This is a genomic window from Streptomyces brevispora, from assembly GCF_007829885.1.
Taxonomy (GTDB): Bacteria; Actinomycetota; Actinomycetes; order Streptomycetales; family Streptomycetaceae; genus Streptomyces; species Streptomyces brevispora.
The window spans coordinates 3,241,451-3,256,109 of record NZ_VIWW01000001.1 but is presented as its reverse complement, the minus strand read 5'-3'; the positions used below and the strand labels follow the sequence as shown (position 1 = coordinate 3,256,109).

Here is a 14,659-nt window from a genome sequence, read left to right as displayed (position 1 = left end):
CTCCACCGGTGAAAGCCGAGTGGTGGCAATGCGGACGTAGCTCAGTTGGTAGAGCGCAACCTTGCCAAGGTTGAGGTCGCCAGTTCGAACCTGGTCGTCCGCTCGTTTCAGCAAGAAGCCCCCGGCCTTCCGGCCGGGGGCTTCTTCGTATTCGGATCCCGGTCATATCCGCATCCCCCATGACGTTTGTCATGCACTGCGATGACAGCACGCACCGCTCCCGGCCCCGTGCGGGAGGAAGCCTTGAGTCATGACCTTCGACGAAACTCCCCATGAGTGCGTGATCGAGGCGGACGGTGTCCGACGCAGTTATGCGGGCAGCTTCGAGGCCGTGACCGGCGTCTCCTTCTCCGTGGCACGCGGCGAGCTGTTCGCACTGCTCGGCACGAACGGCGCCGGGAAGACCTCCACCGTCGAGCTGCTGGAGGGGCTGGCCCGCCCCGACGGCGGCACCGCACGGGTGCTCGGCCGTGATCCATACGCCGAACGCGCCGCCGTCCGCCCGCGGATCGGGGTGATGCTCCAGGATGGCGGCTTCCCGTCCGATCTGACGACCACCGAGACGGTACGGATGTGGGCGGGGTGCACCAGCGGGGCCCGGCCCATCGGCGAGGCCCTGGAACTGGTCGGGCTCGGCCACCGGGCGCGCGTCCGGGTGAAGCAGCTCTCCGGCGGTGAGCGACGGCGGCTGGACCTGGCGCTGGCCCTTCTCGGCCGGCCCGAGGTGCTCTTCCTCGACGAACCGACCACCGGTCTCGACGCCGAGAGGCGGCGCGACACCTGGGCGCTGGTGCGCCGGCTCCAGGAGGGCGGCATCACCGTGCTGCTCACCACGCACTACCTGGAGGAGGCCGAGGCGCTCGCCGACCGGCTGGCGATCATGCACCGGGGACGGGCCGTGACCTCGGGCACCACCGCGGAGGTGACGGCCGAGCGCCCGTCCCGGATTCGGTTCGAACTGCCCCACGGGACCGCGGCGGGACGGCTGCCGCTGGTTCTGCGCGCCGCGGCCGACGGCCCGCGGGTCGAGATCCGTACCCACCACCTCCAGGAGTCACTGGCCGAACTGCTGCGCTGGGCAACGGAGTCGGACGTCCAGCTGATCGGACTCGATGCCCGGTCGGCCTCGCTCGAAGAGGCCTTCCTCGACATCGCGAGGTCTGCGGCGAAGACCGGGGACGCGGACGAGAACACGATCGGGGACGAGAACGTGAAGGCAAAGGTGACTGTGGCATGAGCACCGCAACAACGCGCGCGAACACCGCGCCGGCCGAAGGCCCGGCCACGACGGTCCGGGGCCGGCTGACCGCTCTCGGACGGGCCGAGCTGACGCTGCTCGCCCGCAACCGGACGGCCGTCTTCGTCGCACTGCTGATGCCCGCCGCCATGGTCACCGCCATGAGGTCGACGTTCGAGCAGATGGATCTCGGCGGGCGGGACCCTGGTCGGCGTGGTGCCGGCCACGCTCTTCGGCTGTCTGCTGGTCCTGATCTCCGTACGTCCCAGTGTGTGGAGCCTGAGCGTGACGTGGCAGGCCGAGGAGGCACGGGACATGCAGGCCCGGCTCGCGGTCGCCGAGGAACGGCTGCGGTTCGGGCGGGACATGCACGACGTGCTGGGCGGCAATCTCGCCGTGATCGCCCTCAAGAGCGGGCTGGCGGTCGAACTGGCCCAGCGCGGCAGGCCCCAGGCGGTGGACCAGATGGTCGAGGTGCAACGGATCGCCCGCGCCTCCCAGCAGGAGGTGCGCGACGTCGTACGGGGCTACCGGGAAGCCGATCTGAGTACGGAACTGGCCGAGGCGAAGGGCGTGCTGCGGGCGGCCGGCATCGAGTGCGCGGTGCTGGGCGACAGCGGCACCGAACTGGCCGCGCCCGTCCAGGCCGCCCTCGGCTGGGTGGTGCGGGAGGCGGCCACCAATGTACTGCGGCACGGCGACCCGCGACGCTGCACGATCCGGCTCACCGCCTCGGCGGACGAGGGGGTGCTGAACGTGGAGAACGACGGCGCGTCGACGACACCCGCGACCGGGGGCAGCTGTTCCGGGGAGCACGGTTTCGGCGGGAGCGGTTCCGGGCTGACCGGACTGCGTGAACGGCTCGGCGCACTCGACGGCTCGCTGGACTCGGGAACAGCGGGCAACGGGCTCTTCCGGCTGACCGCGAGAATCCCGCTGCCCCGCCCGGACCCGCGCGGGAAGTCCGGTGACGTGCCGGGCACGGGCCCCGTCCCGGGAGCGCGGGACGGGGCCGGTGCGAAGGTCCGGGACGGGGTCGGCGCGGAGGACCTGGACGGGGCCGGTGTGGAGGACCTTGACGGGGCCGGTGTGGAGGACCTTGACCGGGCCGGTGCGAAGGACCTGGACCGGGCCGGCGCGAAGGACCTGGACCGGGCCGGTGCGAAGGACGCCGGTGACGTATCGCGTACGGGCATCCGTACGGCCCTTCTGGAGGAGCGACGATGACTGCGGTGCGGGTGCTGCTCGCCGACGACGAGCACCTGATCCGGGGCGCGCTCGCCGCGCTGCTCGCGCTGGAGAACGACCTGATCGTGGTCGCGGAGGCGGCGACCGGGCCCGAGGCGCTCGCCATGACCCGTGCGCACCGTCCCGATGTGGCGGTCCTGGACCTGGAGATGCCCGGGGCGGACGGTGTGAGCGTCGCCACATCGCTGCGGTCCGAACTCCCGGGCTGCCGCACCATGATCGTGACCAGCCACGGCCGGCCCGGACATCTGAAACGGGCCCTCGCGGCGGGCGTGCGGGCGTTCGTGCCGAAGACCGTCAGCGCCCGCCGGCTGGCCGGGATCATCCGTACGTTGCACGCCGGAAACCGCTACGTGGACCCGGAGTTGGCGGCCGACGCGATCGCGGCCGGGGGCTCGCCGCTGACCGCGCGCGAGGCCGAGGTGCTGGAACTGGCGGCGGACGGGGCGCCCGTGGCGGAGATCGCGGAACGGGCCTCGCTGTCACAGGGAACGGTACGGAACTACCTCTCGGCGGCGGCCTCGAAGCTCGGCGCCGAGAACCGTCACACCGCAGTGCGTCTCGCGCGGGAGCGGGGTTGGGTATAGTGGTCCTCGCGCTTCGGCGCTCGCGGACGTAGCTCAGTTGGTAGAGCGCAACCTTGCCAAGGTTGAGGTCGCCAGTTCGAACCTGGTCGTCCGCTCGTTTCAGCAAGAAGCCCCCGGCCTTTCGGCCGGGGGCTTCTTCGTGTGCCGCGGGGCGGCTACTGCCAGGGCGTACCGGTGAGGAGTTCGTACGCCTCCACGTACTTGGCGCGGGTCGCGTCCACGATCTCCTGCGGGAGCGCCGGCGGCGGCTGCTCGCTCTTCCGGTCCCAGCCGGAGGCCGGCGAGGTCAGCCAGTCGCGCACGAACTGCTTGTCGTACGACGGCTGGGCGTGGCCCGGCTCCCAGGTGGCGGCCGGCCAGAAACGCGAGGAGTCCGGCGTCAGCACCTCGTCCGCGATGATCAGTTCCTCGCCGCCGTCGGCGGTGGGCGCGAAGCCGAACTCGAACTTCGTGTCCGCGAGGATGATCCCGCGCTCGCGCGCGATGTCGCGGGCCCGGCCGTACACGTCCAGCGTCATCCGGCGCAGCTGTGCGGCGGTCTCGGCACCGACCTGGTGGGCCACTTCCTCGTAGCTCACGTTCTCGTCGTGGTCGCCGACGGCCGCCTTCGTGGCCGGGGTGAAGATCGGCGCCGGGAGCTCGGAGCCGTCGGTGAGGCCCTCGGGCAGGCCGAGACCGCAGACGGTGCGCGAGGCGTTGTACTCGACCAGACCGGAGCCGGTCAGATAGCCGCGGGCGACGCACTCGACGGGGACCATCCGCAGCGACCTGCAGACCGTCGTGCGGCCGGCCCAGTCGTCGGGGGCACCGGCGGGCAACTCGGTGGACAGGACGTGGTTCGGTACGAGATCGGCGAGCTGATCGAACCACCACAGCGAGAGCCGGGTCAGGACGCGGCCCTTGTCCGGGATCTCGGTGGGCAGGACCCAGTCGTACGCGGACATCCGGTCACTGGCGACCATCACGAGGTCACCGGCCTCGTTCCGGTACAGGTCGCGCACCTTGCCCGTGTGCAGGTGGGTGAGACCCGGTACCTGCACGGGCTCGGGCTTTTCTACAAATCCGGACACGCTGCCTCCGCGTAGGTTGATCCAGGAGTCGTTCCGATTGTCCCGTATCCGGGTGCGGACGGCTGCGGAGGGGTCGCGGAGGGGGTGGCGGCGGATACGGGGGTGTCCGAGGGGATGGACAGGGGGTGGGGCGGGGAACGGGGCGGGGTTCCGGTGGTCCTCAGGCGCGCTTGCAGATGCGGTCGAGGAGATTGGCGGTGGCCCGCTGGATGCGCGGGTCCACATGGCCGGGGCGGTCCAGGGCCGGGGACCAGGCGAAGGTGCCGGAGGCGAAGACGAGCGCGCCGGACGGGGCCCGGTACAGGGACGTCTCCTGGTGGCGCGTCACACCTTCGCTGTCCTGGTACGGGGAGTGGGCCAGCAGGATGCGGTCTTCGTGCTCGGGAAGCGTGGTGCGCGGGAAGTAGCGGTCGGCCTCGCCCGCGACCAGGCCGTCGATCTCGTCGCCCTCACCCGCACCCGTCGCGTCCCAGAGCCAGTGCTCCGCGTTCCGCACGACCAGGGGGTGGGGGTCGGGGACCCGGCCCGCGTACTGGATGCCGAGAAGCTGCTGCTCGGCGCGGTCCACCTCGCGCCAGAGAGCGGGCTTTCCCGGGCCGCGCCGCTTGCGGCAGGTGAGCAGCCGGTCGGGGACACCGGACGCCGACGGGGCGAGGCTGACCTGCCAGTACATGGTGTTGGCGGACAGGAAGACCAGGGAGGTGCCGTTGTCGCGGGCACGTTCGGTGGTGCGGCGCATGGGGACCGACCAGTACTCGTCGTGGCCCGGGAAGACCAGGCCCCGGTAACGCGTCGGGTCGATCCGGCCCGCGTGCAGGTCGCGGGTGTCCGCGTAGGCGATGTCGTACCCGTAGCGCTCGGCCCAGCGGATGAAGTCGTAGGCATGACCGACGTGCAACGGGAGGCCCGCGCCCGCGTAGGGGCGGTCGAAGGAGACGGTGACCGCCGCGTCCTCCTCGCCGAGCAGCCGGCCCTGTTCGTCCCAGGCGTGGTAGAGGCTGGCACCGGTGCGGCCGTCCTCCGGGTAGAGGTTGTACGCCTGCCAGGTGATGTCCGGGAGGATCAGCAGCAGATCGGCCGGTTGGTCATCGCGGACCGTGAACGGGATGTGCGAGCGGTATCCGTCGATCGTCGTGAGCACGGCGACGTATGCGCCGATCGACCAGTAGGCGGGGATCTGGAGGCGCCAGGACTGCCACCAGTGGTGGCAGGAGACCGTGCGGTCGGCCGCGAGGGGGGCGGGCTGGACGATGCCGGAGAGCCGCGGGCTCGTGGTGATCTTGGCCGCGCCGTCGCCGCCGTAGTGGCCGATGCGGTAGATGTCCACGGAGAACTGCCGGGGCGGGTCCACGGTGATGTGGAAGTCGATCGCCTCACCGGGGGCCGCGGCACCGGTGGAGCTGAAGCCCTTGATCTGTCGGTGCACGTCGTCGGCGGTACGGGTGCCGCCGCCGGTGGAGCCGCGGGGCAGTGTGGGGTCGGCGTACCAGGGCACCACATGGCCGGTGTCGTCGAGGTAGTTCTCGCTGCCGCGCAGCCACGGGAGGGGCCCCTGTCCGAAGGGGTCGGTGACTGCGTGCGCGAGGGCACCTGATTCCCAACGACGAATCTGCTCCGCCCCCATAACGCGCTTCCCTCTCTCAGGCCCCCGGAACAACAGTGGTGCGCCGGCTGTCAGCGCCGATCCCCAGCACATCACATAACGCATCCACCCCGTCACCGTTCGTCGCGAATCGACGTTAACGGAACCTGAGTTTCCGGGCGTTGGGCGCTCAGGCGGGTGATATGCCGCAATTGCGCCCCAGTTGCACCTCGGAGTGCGTGGGAGAGCGTCGGAGCGCCTCGACTACGCACCGGATATGGCGGACGCGCCCGGTCCCGTAGCTGTTCAGACGAGACGGACGGGTTTGTCGGTACGCACACCGACCGAGGCGAGCCAGGAGTGCAGGGGGCCGGCGTCGCCGTCCTCGACGAGGCTGAGAACCGGGGTGCCGAGATCGGACCTGCGTTCGCCGTCGACCAGCAGCGCGGGCCCGTCGAGCCAGTCGAGTCCGGGGGCCGCGCCCGCCGTGTCGACGGCGGCGCAGCAGACCATCGCCGCGACATGGTCGGCCAGCAGCTCGGTCCCCGTACGTGGTGGCTGGAGCGGGAACAGCGGGAGGGGGTCGGGCCCCCAGAAGTCCAGCACGTCCCCACCGGAACCTCCGGAACCGCTGGACCCACCGGAACCACCGGAACCACCGGGCCCGCCGGAACTGCTGACACCACCTGCACCACCTGTACTGCCTGAACCGCCTGCACCGCCTGCACTGCCTGGTACCTGCTGTGGGCTCTGGACCTGTGCCTGGGCCTCGTCACGGGCCACCGCGGCACTGATCCCTGCCGCGAGCTCCAGACCGCTGCCGTTGCCCGAGGCGAGATGCTCGACGACGCGGGCCAGCGTGGGCACCGCGGCACCGGCCATGCCGGACATACCGGCGGCGGAGGCGGGCGGCACACTCATGTCGTCCAGGACGCGGTGCAGACGGGCCGCCTCGGTGCGCCATTTCCGGTCGACGACCTCTTCCGGGTACTGCTGCCAGTCCACCGGGGACCAGCCGGGCCCCGTCTCCGCGGGACCGCCGTGGAAGAGCCTGGCGGCCAGCAGGGACGCCGCCTCGTCGGCCGCTCCCGGTTCCTCCAGGAGGTCGCAGGCGGGGCGTTCGCCGAGCCGGGAGGTGAACCCGTCGGCCAGCCGGTCGCGCCGGGAGAGCTCGGTGAGGGCGGAGACGACACCGGCGTCGAGCCGGGACGGCCAGCGCCCCATCCGCCAGGCGGGCAGCGCGACCCGGGTGAGCAGCCGGTCCCAGCCCGCGTAGGCGAGCCCGACCTGCTCCTGGGCGACGATCCGCAGCCCGTAGTCCACCGCCTGGGCACGGGTGGACGCGGCAGCGGCGACGCCGCGCTCCATCTCCGCGGCGTGGCTGTGACAGCTGCGCAGCAGCAGCCGGGCGATCCGGCCGACGAGGGCGCGCGGCAGCCGCAGAACCTTGCGCACCGGCCCCTGGACGGGCACGGCCGCGTCGGCGACGACTCCGTCCAGTCCCCGTACGAAGCGCCGGGCCGCGGCTATGTCGGGATGGGCGGAGGGGCCCGTGCCCGCGACGACCGGGGCGAGCACGGCCCGCAGCTCCGCGACCCGCATCCACCAGAGGAACGGCGAACCGATCACCAGCACGGGCGCGGCCTGCACCCGGCGGCGGGCTCCTGGACCGGTCCCCGGCCCGTCGGCGTCCCGGCGAGCAGCTTCCCTGGCCGCGCGGTCGGCGGCGGGATGGGTGCGGTCCTCCAGCCAGCTGTCGCAGTCGGGCGTCAGCGCTATGGCCGAGGGCGCGGGCACATCGAGGCGCTCGGCAAGATCACGGACCAGCCGGTAGAGGTCCGGGGCCGCCTTCTCGCTGAGCGGGACGGTCGGGCTGATCGCCGGCCTCGCCCGTACGACCGCGATCGCGACGGCTGCCGCGACCAGCAGGACGACGACGGCGCAGGCCGTCACGGCCCAGCGCGCCGCATCCCAGCCGCTGCCGTCGGCGAAACCCTGCACGCCCGCGGCGAACAGCACGACGGCGACGGCCGCGGGCAGCAGTGCCACTGCCGTTGCCCTGCTGCGGATGCGCAGCAGGGCAAGAGCCCGGGCGCGCGCGGCCTGCGCACCCAACTCCTCACCTGCGCTGGTACCGGACACGGCTGGATGTCACCCCCTCTGCCCTCGCGGCGGTGTTGCTCACTCCCCCACTGTGGCACCCGTCACTGACATCGCAATGCCGGTGGGCCAAGTGCCGGAATGCTTGCGCCGCACCTTAGTTGGGGCTTCGGCGGGCGTCATCCGGATGGCTCAGCCGTCACTCGATGGAATGGCTTTGGGTAAAGCTGCTGACGCGCCGCTGTCCATGGGTCAGCGGCGCGTCGACGGAGGTGGGACGGCACTGACGGGACGAATCAGGACCGCGGGACGAATCAGGACCGCGATCGGGATCTCGATCTCGATCGCGATTCAGGTTCGGGTTCGGGATCTCGATCGGGACGGCGTTCGGGACCGCGTTCGGGACCGCGTTCGGGACCGCGGAGGAGACTTCGATCGGGACCGCGGGGCTCAGGCCTCCGCGGCCTTCTTCGCGATGTCCGTGCGGAGCTGGGAGCCGTCGAGCCGGATCCGGGCCGCCGCCGCGTAGGCGCGCTCGCGGGCGCCCGCGAGGTCCTTGGCGGTCGCGGTCACGGAGAGCACCCGGCCGCCCGCGCTGACGACCGCGTCGCCGTCCCGCCGGGTTCCGGCGTGCAGGACGTACGCATGCGGCGCATCCTGTGCCGCGACCTCGTCGAGACCCTCGATCGGGTCACCCGTCCGCGGGGTGTCCGGGTAGTTGTGGGAGGCGATGACCACGGTGACGGCGGCGTCGTCGCGCCACTTCAGCGGAGGCAGCTCGTCCAGGGTGCCGTTGGCGGAGCCCAGCAGGACACCGGCCAGCGGGGTCTTCAGACGGGCCAGGACCACCTGGGTCTCCGGGTCACCGAAGCGCGCGTTGAACTCGATGACCCGTACACCGCGCGAGGTGATCGCGAGACCCGCGTACAGCAGCCCGGAGAAGGGCGTGCCGCGGCGGCGCAGCTCGTCGACGGTCGGCTGGAGCACCGACTGCATGACCTCGTCGACCAGCTTGGGGTCGGCCCACGGCAGCGGCGAGTACGCGCCCATGCCGCCGGTGTTCGGGCCCTCGTCGTCGTCGAGGGCGCGCTTGAAGTCCTGGGCGGGCTGGAGAGGCAGCACGGTGGTGCCGTCGGTGATCGCGAAGAGGCTCACCTCGGGGCCGTCGAGGAATTCCTCGATGACCACGCGGTCGCAGGCCAGCGCGTGGGCACGAGCCGCCTGGACGTCATCGGTGACGACGACGCCCTTGCCTGCGGCGAGTCCGTCGTCCTTGACGACGTACGGGGCACCGAACGCGTCGAGGGCCGTGTCGATCTCGGCGGCGGTGGTGCAGACGTAGCTACGGGCGGTCGGGACGCCTGCCCCGGCCATCACGTCCTTGGCGAACGCCTTGGAGCCCTCCAGCCGGGCCGCCTCGCCGGAGGGGCCGAAGCAGGGGATGCCGGCGGCGCGCACGGCGTCGGCGACCCCGGCGACAAGCGGTGCCTCCGGGCCGACGACCACCAGCTCGGCGCCCAGTTCGGTGGCGAGGCGCGCGACGGCAGCGCCGTCGAGTGCGTCGACCGGGTGCAGTTCGGCCACCTCTGCGATGCCGGCATTGCCGGGGGCGCAGTACAGAGCGGTGACATCGGAGTCGAGGGAGAGAGAGCGGCACAGGGCGTGTTCGCGGGCGCCGCCGCCGATGACGAGGACCTTCACGGGGTGCAGCCTAGCCGCCGGGGCGGAGCGGCCTTGACGGGCGCCGCTCCGTGGACACCGGGCCGCTGCCCCGCGACGGCACCGGGACGCTGCCCCGCGACGCGCCCTACTCGTTGGTGAACTCCTCGACGACCGTGGCGCCCAGTTCGCGGACGATCAGGTCGTGGCCGGAGAGGGCGGAGTCGACCAGGTCCGGGTCGTCGGCCTCGGGGGTGTCGTCCTCCGGGGCGACCGAGCGGGGCGGCTCGGGGGCGGTGTACGGGGGCGCTGCGGGCCCTGCGGCGGGTTCGCCGCCCCCCGGCTGCTGCTGCCGCTCCGGGGCCGGCCGGGGCTCGTACTGCTGCGGCGAGGGCGCCGCCGGGCGCTGCGGTGCGGGCGGGGTGAAGGGGCGGCCGCCGCCGGGCTGCGGGGGCTGTCCGGCGCCGCCGGACGGGTCGACGATCGCCTCGACCTTCCACTGGGCGTTGAACCGCTCGGCCAGTGCCTGCTTCAGCACGTCCTCGCTGCCGCTGCTCGTGAAGTTGTCGCGGGCACCCGCGTTGAGGAAGCCGATCTGGAGGGTGGTGCCGTCGAAGCCGGTGACCTGGGCGTTCTGGCTGAGCAGGATCCAGGTGAACCGGCGGCGGTTCTTGACCGCCTCCAGGATGTCGGGCCACATGTTGCGCACCTGCCCGGCGCCCTGCGTCATGCCCGGGGCCGGTTCCGGAACGGCGGGCCCCGGAGCGGGTGCAGCGGGCGCGGCCGGTACGGGGGCAGCCGGTGCCGGGGCGGCCTGCGGGGCCGGCGCCTGGCCGGGGGTGGACGCGGTCGGCCAGCCTCCGGGCCGGCGCCCCTGCTCGGGCGCGGCCGCTGCGGGCCAGGCGCCGGGCCGCTGACCGGCTGCGGCAGCCTCCGCGGGCGGCGGCTGTACGGGGTCGGCGGGCCGGGCCGCCTGTGCCGGGGCGGTGGGCGGCACGTCCCCGCGTGCGGCGGCACGCGCGGCGGCGGGCCCCGAGCCGGGGGACGGCTGCGCCTGATAGGCCTGAGGCGCTTGTGGTGCCTGCGGGGCCTGATAGGGCTGAGGCGTTTGCGGTGCCTGCGACGCGACGGGGGCGTGGGCCAGGGCCTCGGGCCCGGGGACGTACCCCATGGCGGGCCCCGGGCCGGTGGTGGCGAAGGACGCACCACGCTCCAGCCGGTCCAGCCGTGCCTGCAGTGAGCGCTCGTCGTCGAAGGCCGCGGGCAGCAGTACCCGGGCGCAGATCAGCTCGACCTGGAGCCGCGGCGAGGTCGCCCCGCGCATCTCCGTGAGCCCCTCGTTGACCAGGTCGGCGGCGCGGCTCAGCTCGGCGGCTCCGAAGACGGACGCCTGGGCCTGCATCCGCTCGACGACATCGGCGGGGGCGTCGATGAGCCCCTTCTCCCCGGCATCCGGCACCGCGGCCAGGATCACCAGGTCGCGCAGCCGCTCCAGCAGGTCGGCGACGAAGCGCCGCGGGTCGTTGCCGCCCTCGACCACCCGGTCCACGACCTCGAACGCCGCGGCCCCGTCGCCCGACGCGAAGGCGTCCACGACGGAGTCGAGCAGCGAGCCGTCCGTATAGCCGAGCAGTGACGTCGCCATGGCATACGTCACACCGTCATCGGCCGCACCGGCCAGCAACTGGTCCATGACCGACATCGAGTCACGCACGGAACCTGCGCCGGCCCGCACCACCAGCGGAAGCACCCCGTCCTCGACGAAGCTGTCCTCCTTGGCGCACACCTCGGCGAGATAGTCGCGCAGTGTCCCCGGCGGCACGAGCCGGAACGGATAGTGATGGGTGCGCGACCGGATGGTGCCGATGACCTTCTCGGGCTCCGTGGTCGCGAAGATGAACTTGAGGTGCTCCGGCGGCTCCTCGACCACCTTCAGCAGGGCGTTGAACCCCGCCGACGTGACCATGTGCGCCTCGTCGATGATGTAGATCTTGTAACGACTCGACGCGGGCCCGAAGAACGCCTTCTCCCGTAGATCACGGGCATCGTCCACACCACCGTGCGAAGCGGCGTCGATCTCGATCACGTCGATCGACCCCGGCCCGTTGCGCGCGAGGTCCCGGCAGGACTGGCACTCCCCGCAGGGCGTGGGCGTCGGCCCCTGCTCACAGTTCAGGCAGCGGGCGAGAATGCGCGCACTGGTCGTCTTGCCGCAGCCGCGCGGGCCGCTGAACAGGTACGCGTGATTGACCCGGTTGTTCCGCAGGGCCTGCTGCAACGGGTCAGTGACATGCTCCTGCCCGATGACCTCGGCGAACGACTCGGGGCGGTAGCGGCGGTACAGCGCAAGGGACGACACACATACGAGGCTATAGGGGCGGACCGACAACCGGCCCCGGGCCGGGCACACCACCGGCCCCGAGAGCACACCCACCCGTAAACCGGCGCCCCGGACATCTGCCGGACGACCCCGGAAACGTAAGGACCCCCCACGCACCCGCCAGAGCCAACCTACCCTTGCTGCCTTCCGGCCCTGGGGGAGTTCAGTCAGATAGCGCCACGTGAGGGGCTGAAGCCCACCTTAGCCGATCCCCGCCCCCGCAAGTCCACCTCCCCACCCGTCAGGAACCCACCGGGACCACCGAAGGGGAACGGGTTCGCGAGCACTCCTCAACGTCTTGTATTGTTTGCCGCGGAGGATTCGCCTAGTGGCCTAGGGCGCACGCTTGGAAAGCGTGTTGGGGGCAACCCCTCACGAGTTCGAATCTCGTATCCTCCGCCATTGCTCTCACCGGGCAATACGTCGAAGGCCCCCGCAGCTTGCTGCGGGGGCCTTCGACGTTGGAAGAAGGTAAGGGTGTGCCGCCACATGCTGGGTGTCTGCACGGGCTTGCTCTCCTTGCGGGTGGGTGCTCAGGACGGCTCGGAGTACCTCGTCAGGGGTGAGACCGGTGGTGTTCACTCGGTGCATCGGGAACGAGGCGTAGGCGTCGGTGATCTTGTCTGCGGTGATCTCGGCGAGGGCGTCCCAACGCGAGACAGGCTTGTCGCGCCTGGCGAGTCGGCGCTGACGCTCGTCCTCTGCGCAGACAAGGTGATAGGTGATGGGACGAGGGATGCCCGGCGGCAGGGACACGGAGAGGTTGGCTCCGAAAGCGCGGTGGTTGGCCAGGCACCGTGCGAAGTAGCTTTCGACGACGACCGGGATGCCGGCGGACAGGTACCGCTGGATCTGATCGGCTGCGGTGAGCACGGCCGAGAGGTAGAAGCACATGCGGGCCTCTACGTTGCCCAGCCGATCGACCTCCCGCCGCAGTGCCTGGTAGGCGGGCGGCACGGTCGGGACCAGTACCGCGCCACGAGCGGCCGCGAGCAGGGGGGCGAGCGTCGACTTGCCGGTGCCGCGGAGCCCTTCAACGCTCTCGAACGACGCCGGGTCAGACACGTCCGTACACCACGTCCGGCACTGCGAGTGTGAGTTCGTCGGTGGCGGACGGCCGGTGGTCGATGTGATCGGTGAGCTTGTCGTACCAGAAGGCGTGCGAGTCCTTGCCAACGGCCTTGCAGGACATGGTGAGCGCGCCGCGCGGGTCGGCTTCGATCCGCTCGATCTCCACAGGGCCCCCGGCAGGGAGGCAGGCGTCCGGCGCACCCAGCTCGGACAGGTCCTCGTCGAGGATCACCTCGATGTCCAGCTCGGCCGAGGCCAGGCCCTCCCGCAGACGGGTGTAGGCCGTGGCGTCGTTCACGAGGAGCTCGGGGTGATCCGCTGCGTTGCCAACAGGCCGAAGGCAATGGAGTTTCAGCTGCTCCACCCCGTGGTGCTGCAACGTGCGGGCGAGCGGCAGGACCTCGTCGATGTTGCGTGAGGTGACCGTCATGGTCGCGCCGGCCCGGACGCCGAGTTGCTGGGCGATTTCGAGGCCCTCAGGGCACTCCGGTAGCTTCCGAACTTGCGGATCTTGTCGTTGGTCGTGCCGATGCCCTCCAGCGATACCCGGAGCAAGTCCAGGTCGGGAGCGATCTCGGTGAGCCGGCGCTCGATCCGGTAGCCGTTGGTGCAGATCTCGACTCGCATACCCAGGTCCCGCTTGGCGTACCGGACTACCTGGGCGAGGTCGCGGTACACGAACGGCTCGCCGCCCAGCAGGGTGACCGCCTCAGTGCCGTACTCGTCACGCATCAGTGTGAGGAGGTTGACCGCCTCGTCCGTGGTGAAGGCGTCGGCGTGCTGGAGCCGCTTGCCGTGGAAGCAGTGCAGGCATTCAAAGTTGCAGCGGTAGAGCAGCTGCAAGTACAGCATCCGGATCCTGCGGATCCCGGTGACTTCGCTGATCACGAGGGTCTCCTTCGGGCGCTTGCCTGGTGGGAGACCTGATATTGGCGGGGTGGATACGGACCTCGTCACCGCGTATCGGGACGCTCCGAGGACGTCCTGGGACGTTTTCAGCGTGCGGAGAGCGCGTCCAGAATCCCGAGTACACGGCCGGTGTCCATCAGATCGGGCAGAACCGTGCGGGCACCGGCGTCTGCCAGTTCTTCGGTGCTGTGTACGCCGGAGGCAACCGCGATGATCTCGGAGCCCGTAGCGAGGGCGGCCTCCACGTCCCTCGGGGTATCTCCGACAAGCACGACCGGCACGCCATCCGGGGCGCCCCGCAGCCGCTGGGCACGCTCCCGGGCGACAGCGACCAGGTCGGGGCGTTGAAGGGCATCGGCCCCGTAAGCGCCAACCGGCAGGTCGAGAAGGGGCTCAAGGCCGAAGGCCGCGACCTTCACGCGGGCGTTGTCCTCGATATTGCCGGTGAGCACCGACGACACCCAACTGCTGCGCACGGACACCTCCTTCAGGACTTCCCGCACGCCGGGCAGGGCTGTCCCCCGGCGGCTGAGGTCCTGGAGACGTGCCGCCCCTGCGCCGGACAGTGCCACCTCGATAGCTGTCCAGTCCGGCTCGGCCAGGCCGTTCCGTTGGAACATGTCGCGCATGATCAGCCGGTCCGTACGCCCTTCTGTCCGCGCCGGCCCCGCGGGCGCCCTTCCCGTCAGGGCTGTGAATGCGGCGGCGTAGATCTCCTTGCTGACCCCGGCGTTCTCGATGAGGGTGTGGTCGATGTCCCACAGGACGATGAGCTCCATGCATCCAGCGTAAATACAGCGGTCATGACCCCCTTCC

11 protein-coding genes, 3 tRNA genes, 1 other RNA gene and 1 pseudogene are annotated in these 14,659 nt (G+C 71.3%); 6 read left to right on the top strand and 10 right to left on the bottom strand.

Annotation, left to right across the window (positions count from 1 at the left end):
• The first annotated feature begins 30 nt into the window (after positions 1–30).
• The 5 genes and pseudogenes from FHX80_RS15065 (at position 31) to FHX80_RS15040 (ending at position 3,167) form a co-directional block, all read left to right on the top strand.
• A tRNA-Gly gene (locus FHX80_RS15065) sits at positions 31–103 on the top strand.
• 147 nt (positions 104–250) lie between these two features.
• Entirely contained in the window at positions 251–1,237 is a 987-nt protein-coding gene (locus FHX80_RS15060) for an ABC transporter ATP-binding protein (RefSeq protein WP_145764659.1), read from the top strand.
• A gap of 195 nt (positions 1,238–1,432) precedes the next feature.
• Positions 1,433–2,206: pseudogene (locus FHX80_RS15050) on the top strand (sensor histidine kinase); the annotation flags it as partial.
• A 254-nt stretch (positions 2,207–2,460) separates the two neighbouring features.
• Positions 2,461–3,072 (top strand): response regulator transcription factor, encoded by a 612-nt coding sequence (locus FHX80_RS15045; RefSeq protein ID WP_145764658.1) that lies wholly within the window; start codon positions 2,461–2,463, stop codon positions 3,070–3,072.
• A gap of 22 nt (positions 3,073–3,094) precedes the next feature.
• Positions 3,095–3,167 (top strand) — tRNA-Gly (locus tag FHX80_RS15040).
• A 60-nt stretch (positions 3,168–3,227) separates the two neighbouring features.
• Here FHX80_RS15040 and FHX80_RS15035 read toward each other — a convergent pair.
• The 6 genes from FHX80_RS15035 to ffs form a co-directional block, all read right to left on the bottom strand.
• Positions 3,228–4,142, bottom strand: a complete 915-nt coding sequence (locus FHX80_RS15035; RefSeq protein WP_145764657.1) for a phosphoribosylaminoimidazolesuccinocarboxamide synthase — start codon at positions 4,140–4,142, stop codon at positions 3,228–3,230.
• Between the two features lie 160 nt (positions 4,143–4,302).
• Positions 4,303–5,766: a N,N-dimethylformamidase beta subunit family domain-containing protein gene (locus tag FHX80_RS15030; RefSeq protein WP_145764656.1), complete on the bottom strand. Its 1,464-nt coding sequence runs from the start codon at positions 5,764–5,766 to the stop codon at positions 4,303–4,305.
• A 264-nt stretch (positions 5,767–6,030) separates the two neighbouring features.
• Entirely contained in the window at positions 6,031–7,866 is a 1,836-nt protein-coding gene (locus FHX80_RS15025; protein ID WP_145764655.1) for a hypothetical protein, read from the bottom strand.
• 408 nt (positions 7,867–8,274) lie between these two features.
• Positions 8,275–9,525, bottom strand: a complete 1,251-nt coding sequence (gene purD, locus FHX80_RS15020; protein ID WP_145764654.1) for a phosphoribosylamine--glycine ligase — start codon at positions 9,523–9,525, stop codon at positions 8,275–8,277.
• Positions 9,526–9,631: 106 nt separating this feature from the next.
• Complete coding sequence (locus FHX80_RS15015) at positions 9,632–11,842, bottom strand: DNA polymerase III subunit gamma and tau (RefSeq protein ID WP_145764653.1); 2,211 nt, start codon at positions 11,840–11,842, stop codon at positions 9,632–9,634.
• 118 nt (positions 11,843–11,960) lie between these two features.
• Positions 11,961–12,057, bottom strand: an RNA gene (ffs, locus tag FHX80_RS15010) — signal recognition particle sRNA small type.
• A gap of 120 nt (positions 12,058–12,177) precedes the next feature.
• On the opposite strand from ffs, the gene FHX80_RS15005 reads away from it, so the two are divergent.
• A tRNA-Ser gene (locus tag FHX80_RS15005) sits at positions 12,178–12,265 on the top strand.
• Between the two features lie 6 nt (positions 12,266–12,271).
• Here the strand turns inward: FHX80_RS15005 and FHX80_RS15000 are convergent.
• The 4 genes from FHX80_RS15000 to FHX80_RS14990 all read right to left on the bottom strand — a co-directional run bounded on the left by FHX80_RS15000 (position 12,272) and on the right by FHX80_RS14990 (position 14,622).
• Positions 12,272–12,928, bottom strand: coding sequence for a P-loop nucleotide/nucleoside kinase family protein (locus FHX80_RS15000; RefSeq protein ID WP_244318274.1), 657 nt, complete (start codon positions 12,926–12,928; stop codon positions 12,272–12,274).
• A complete protein-coding gene (locus FHX80_RS35700) occupies positions 12,921–13,364 on the bottom strand; it encodes a hypothetical protein (RefSeq protein ID WP_244318273.1) in 444 nt (147 codons plus the stop codon). The genes FHX80_RS15000 and FHX80_RS35700 overlap by 8 nt, the downstream gene beginning before the upstream one ends.
• Positions 13,361–13,822: a radical SAM protein gene (locus FHX80_RS35695; RefSeq protein ID WP_244318272.1), complete on the bottom strand. Its 462-nt coding sequence runs from the start codon at positions 13,820–13,822 to the stop codon at positions 13,361–13,363. Before FHX80_RS35695 ends, FHX80_RS35700 begins: the two co-directional genes overlap by 4 nt.
• Positions 13,823–13,929: 107 nt before the next feature.
• The gene (locus tag FHX80_RS14990; protein WP_145764652.1) at positions 13,930–14,622 is read right to left on the bottom strand and encodes an HAD family hydrolase; all 693 of its coding nucleotides are present in this window, start codon (positions 14,620–14,622) and stop codon (positions 13,930–13,932) included.
• Between the last annotated feature and the right edge of the window lie 37 nt (positions 14,623–14,659).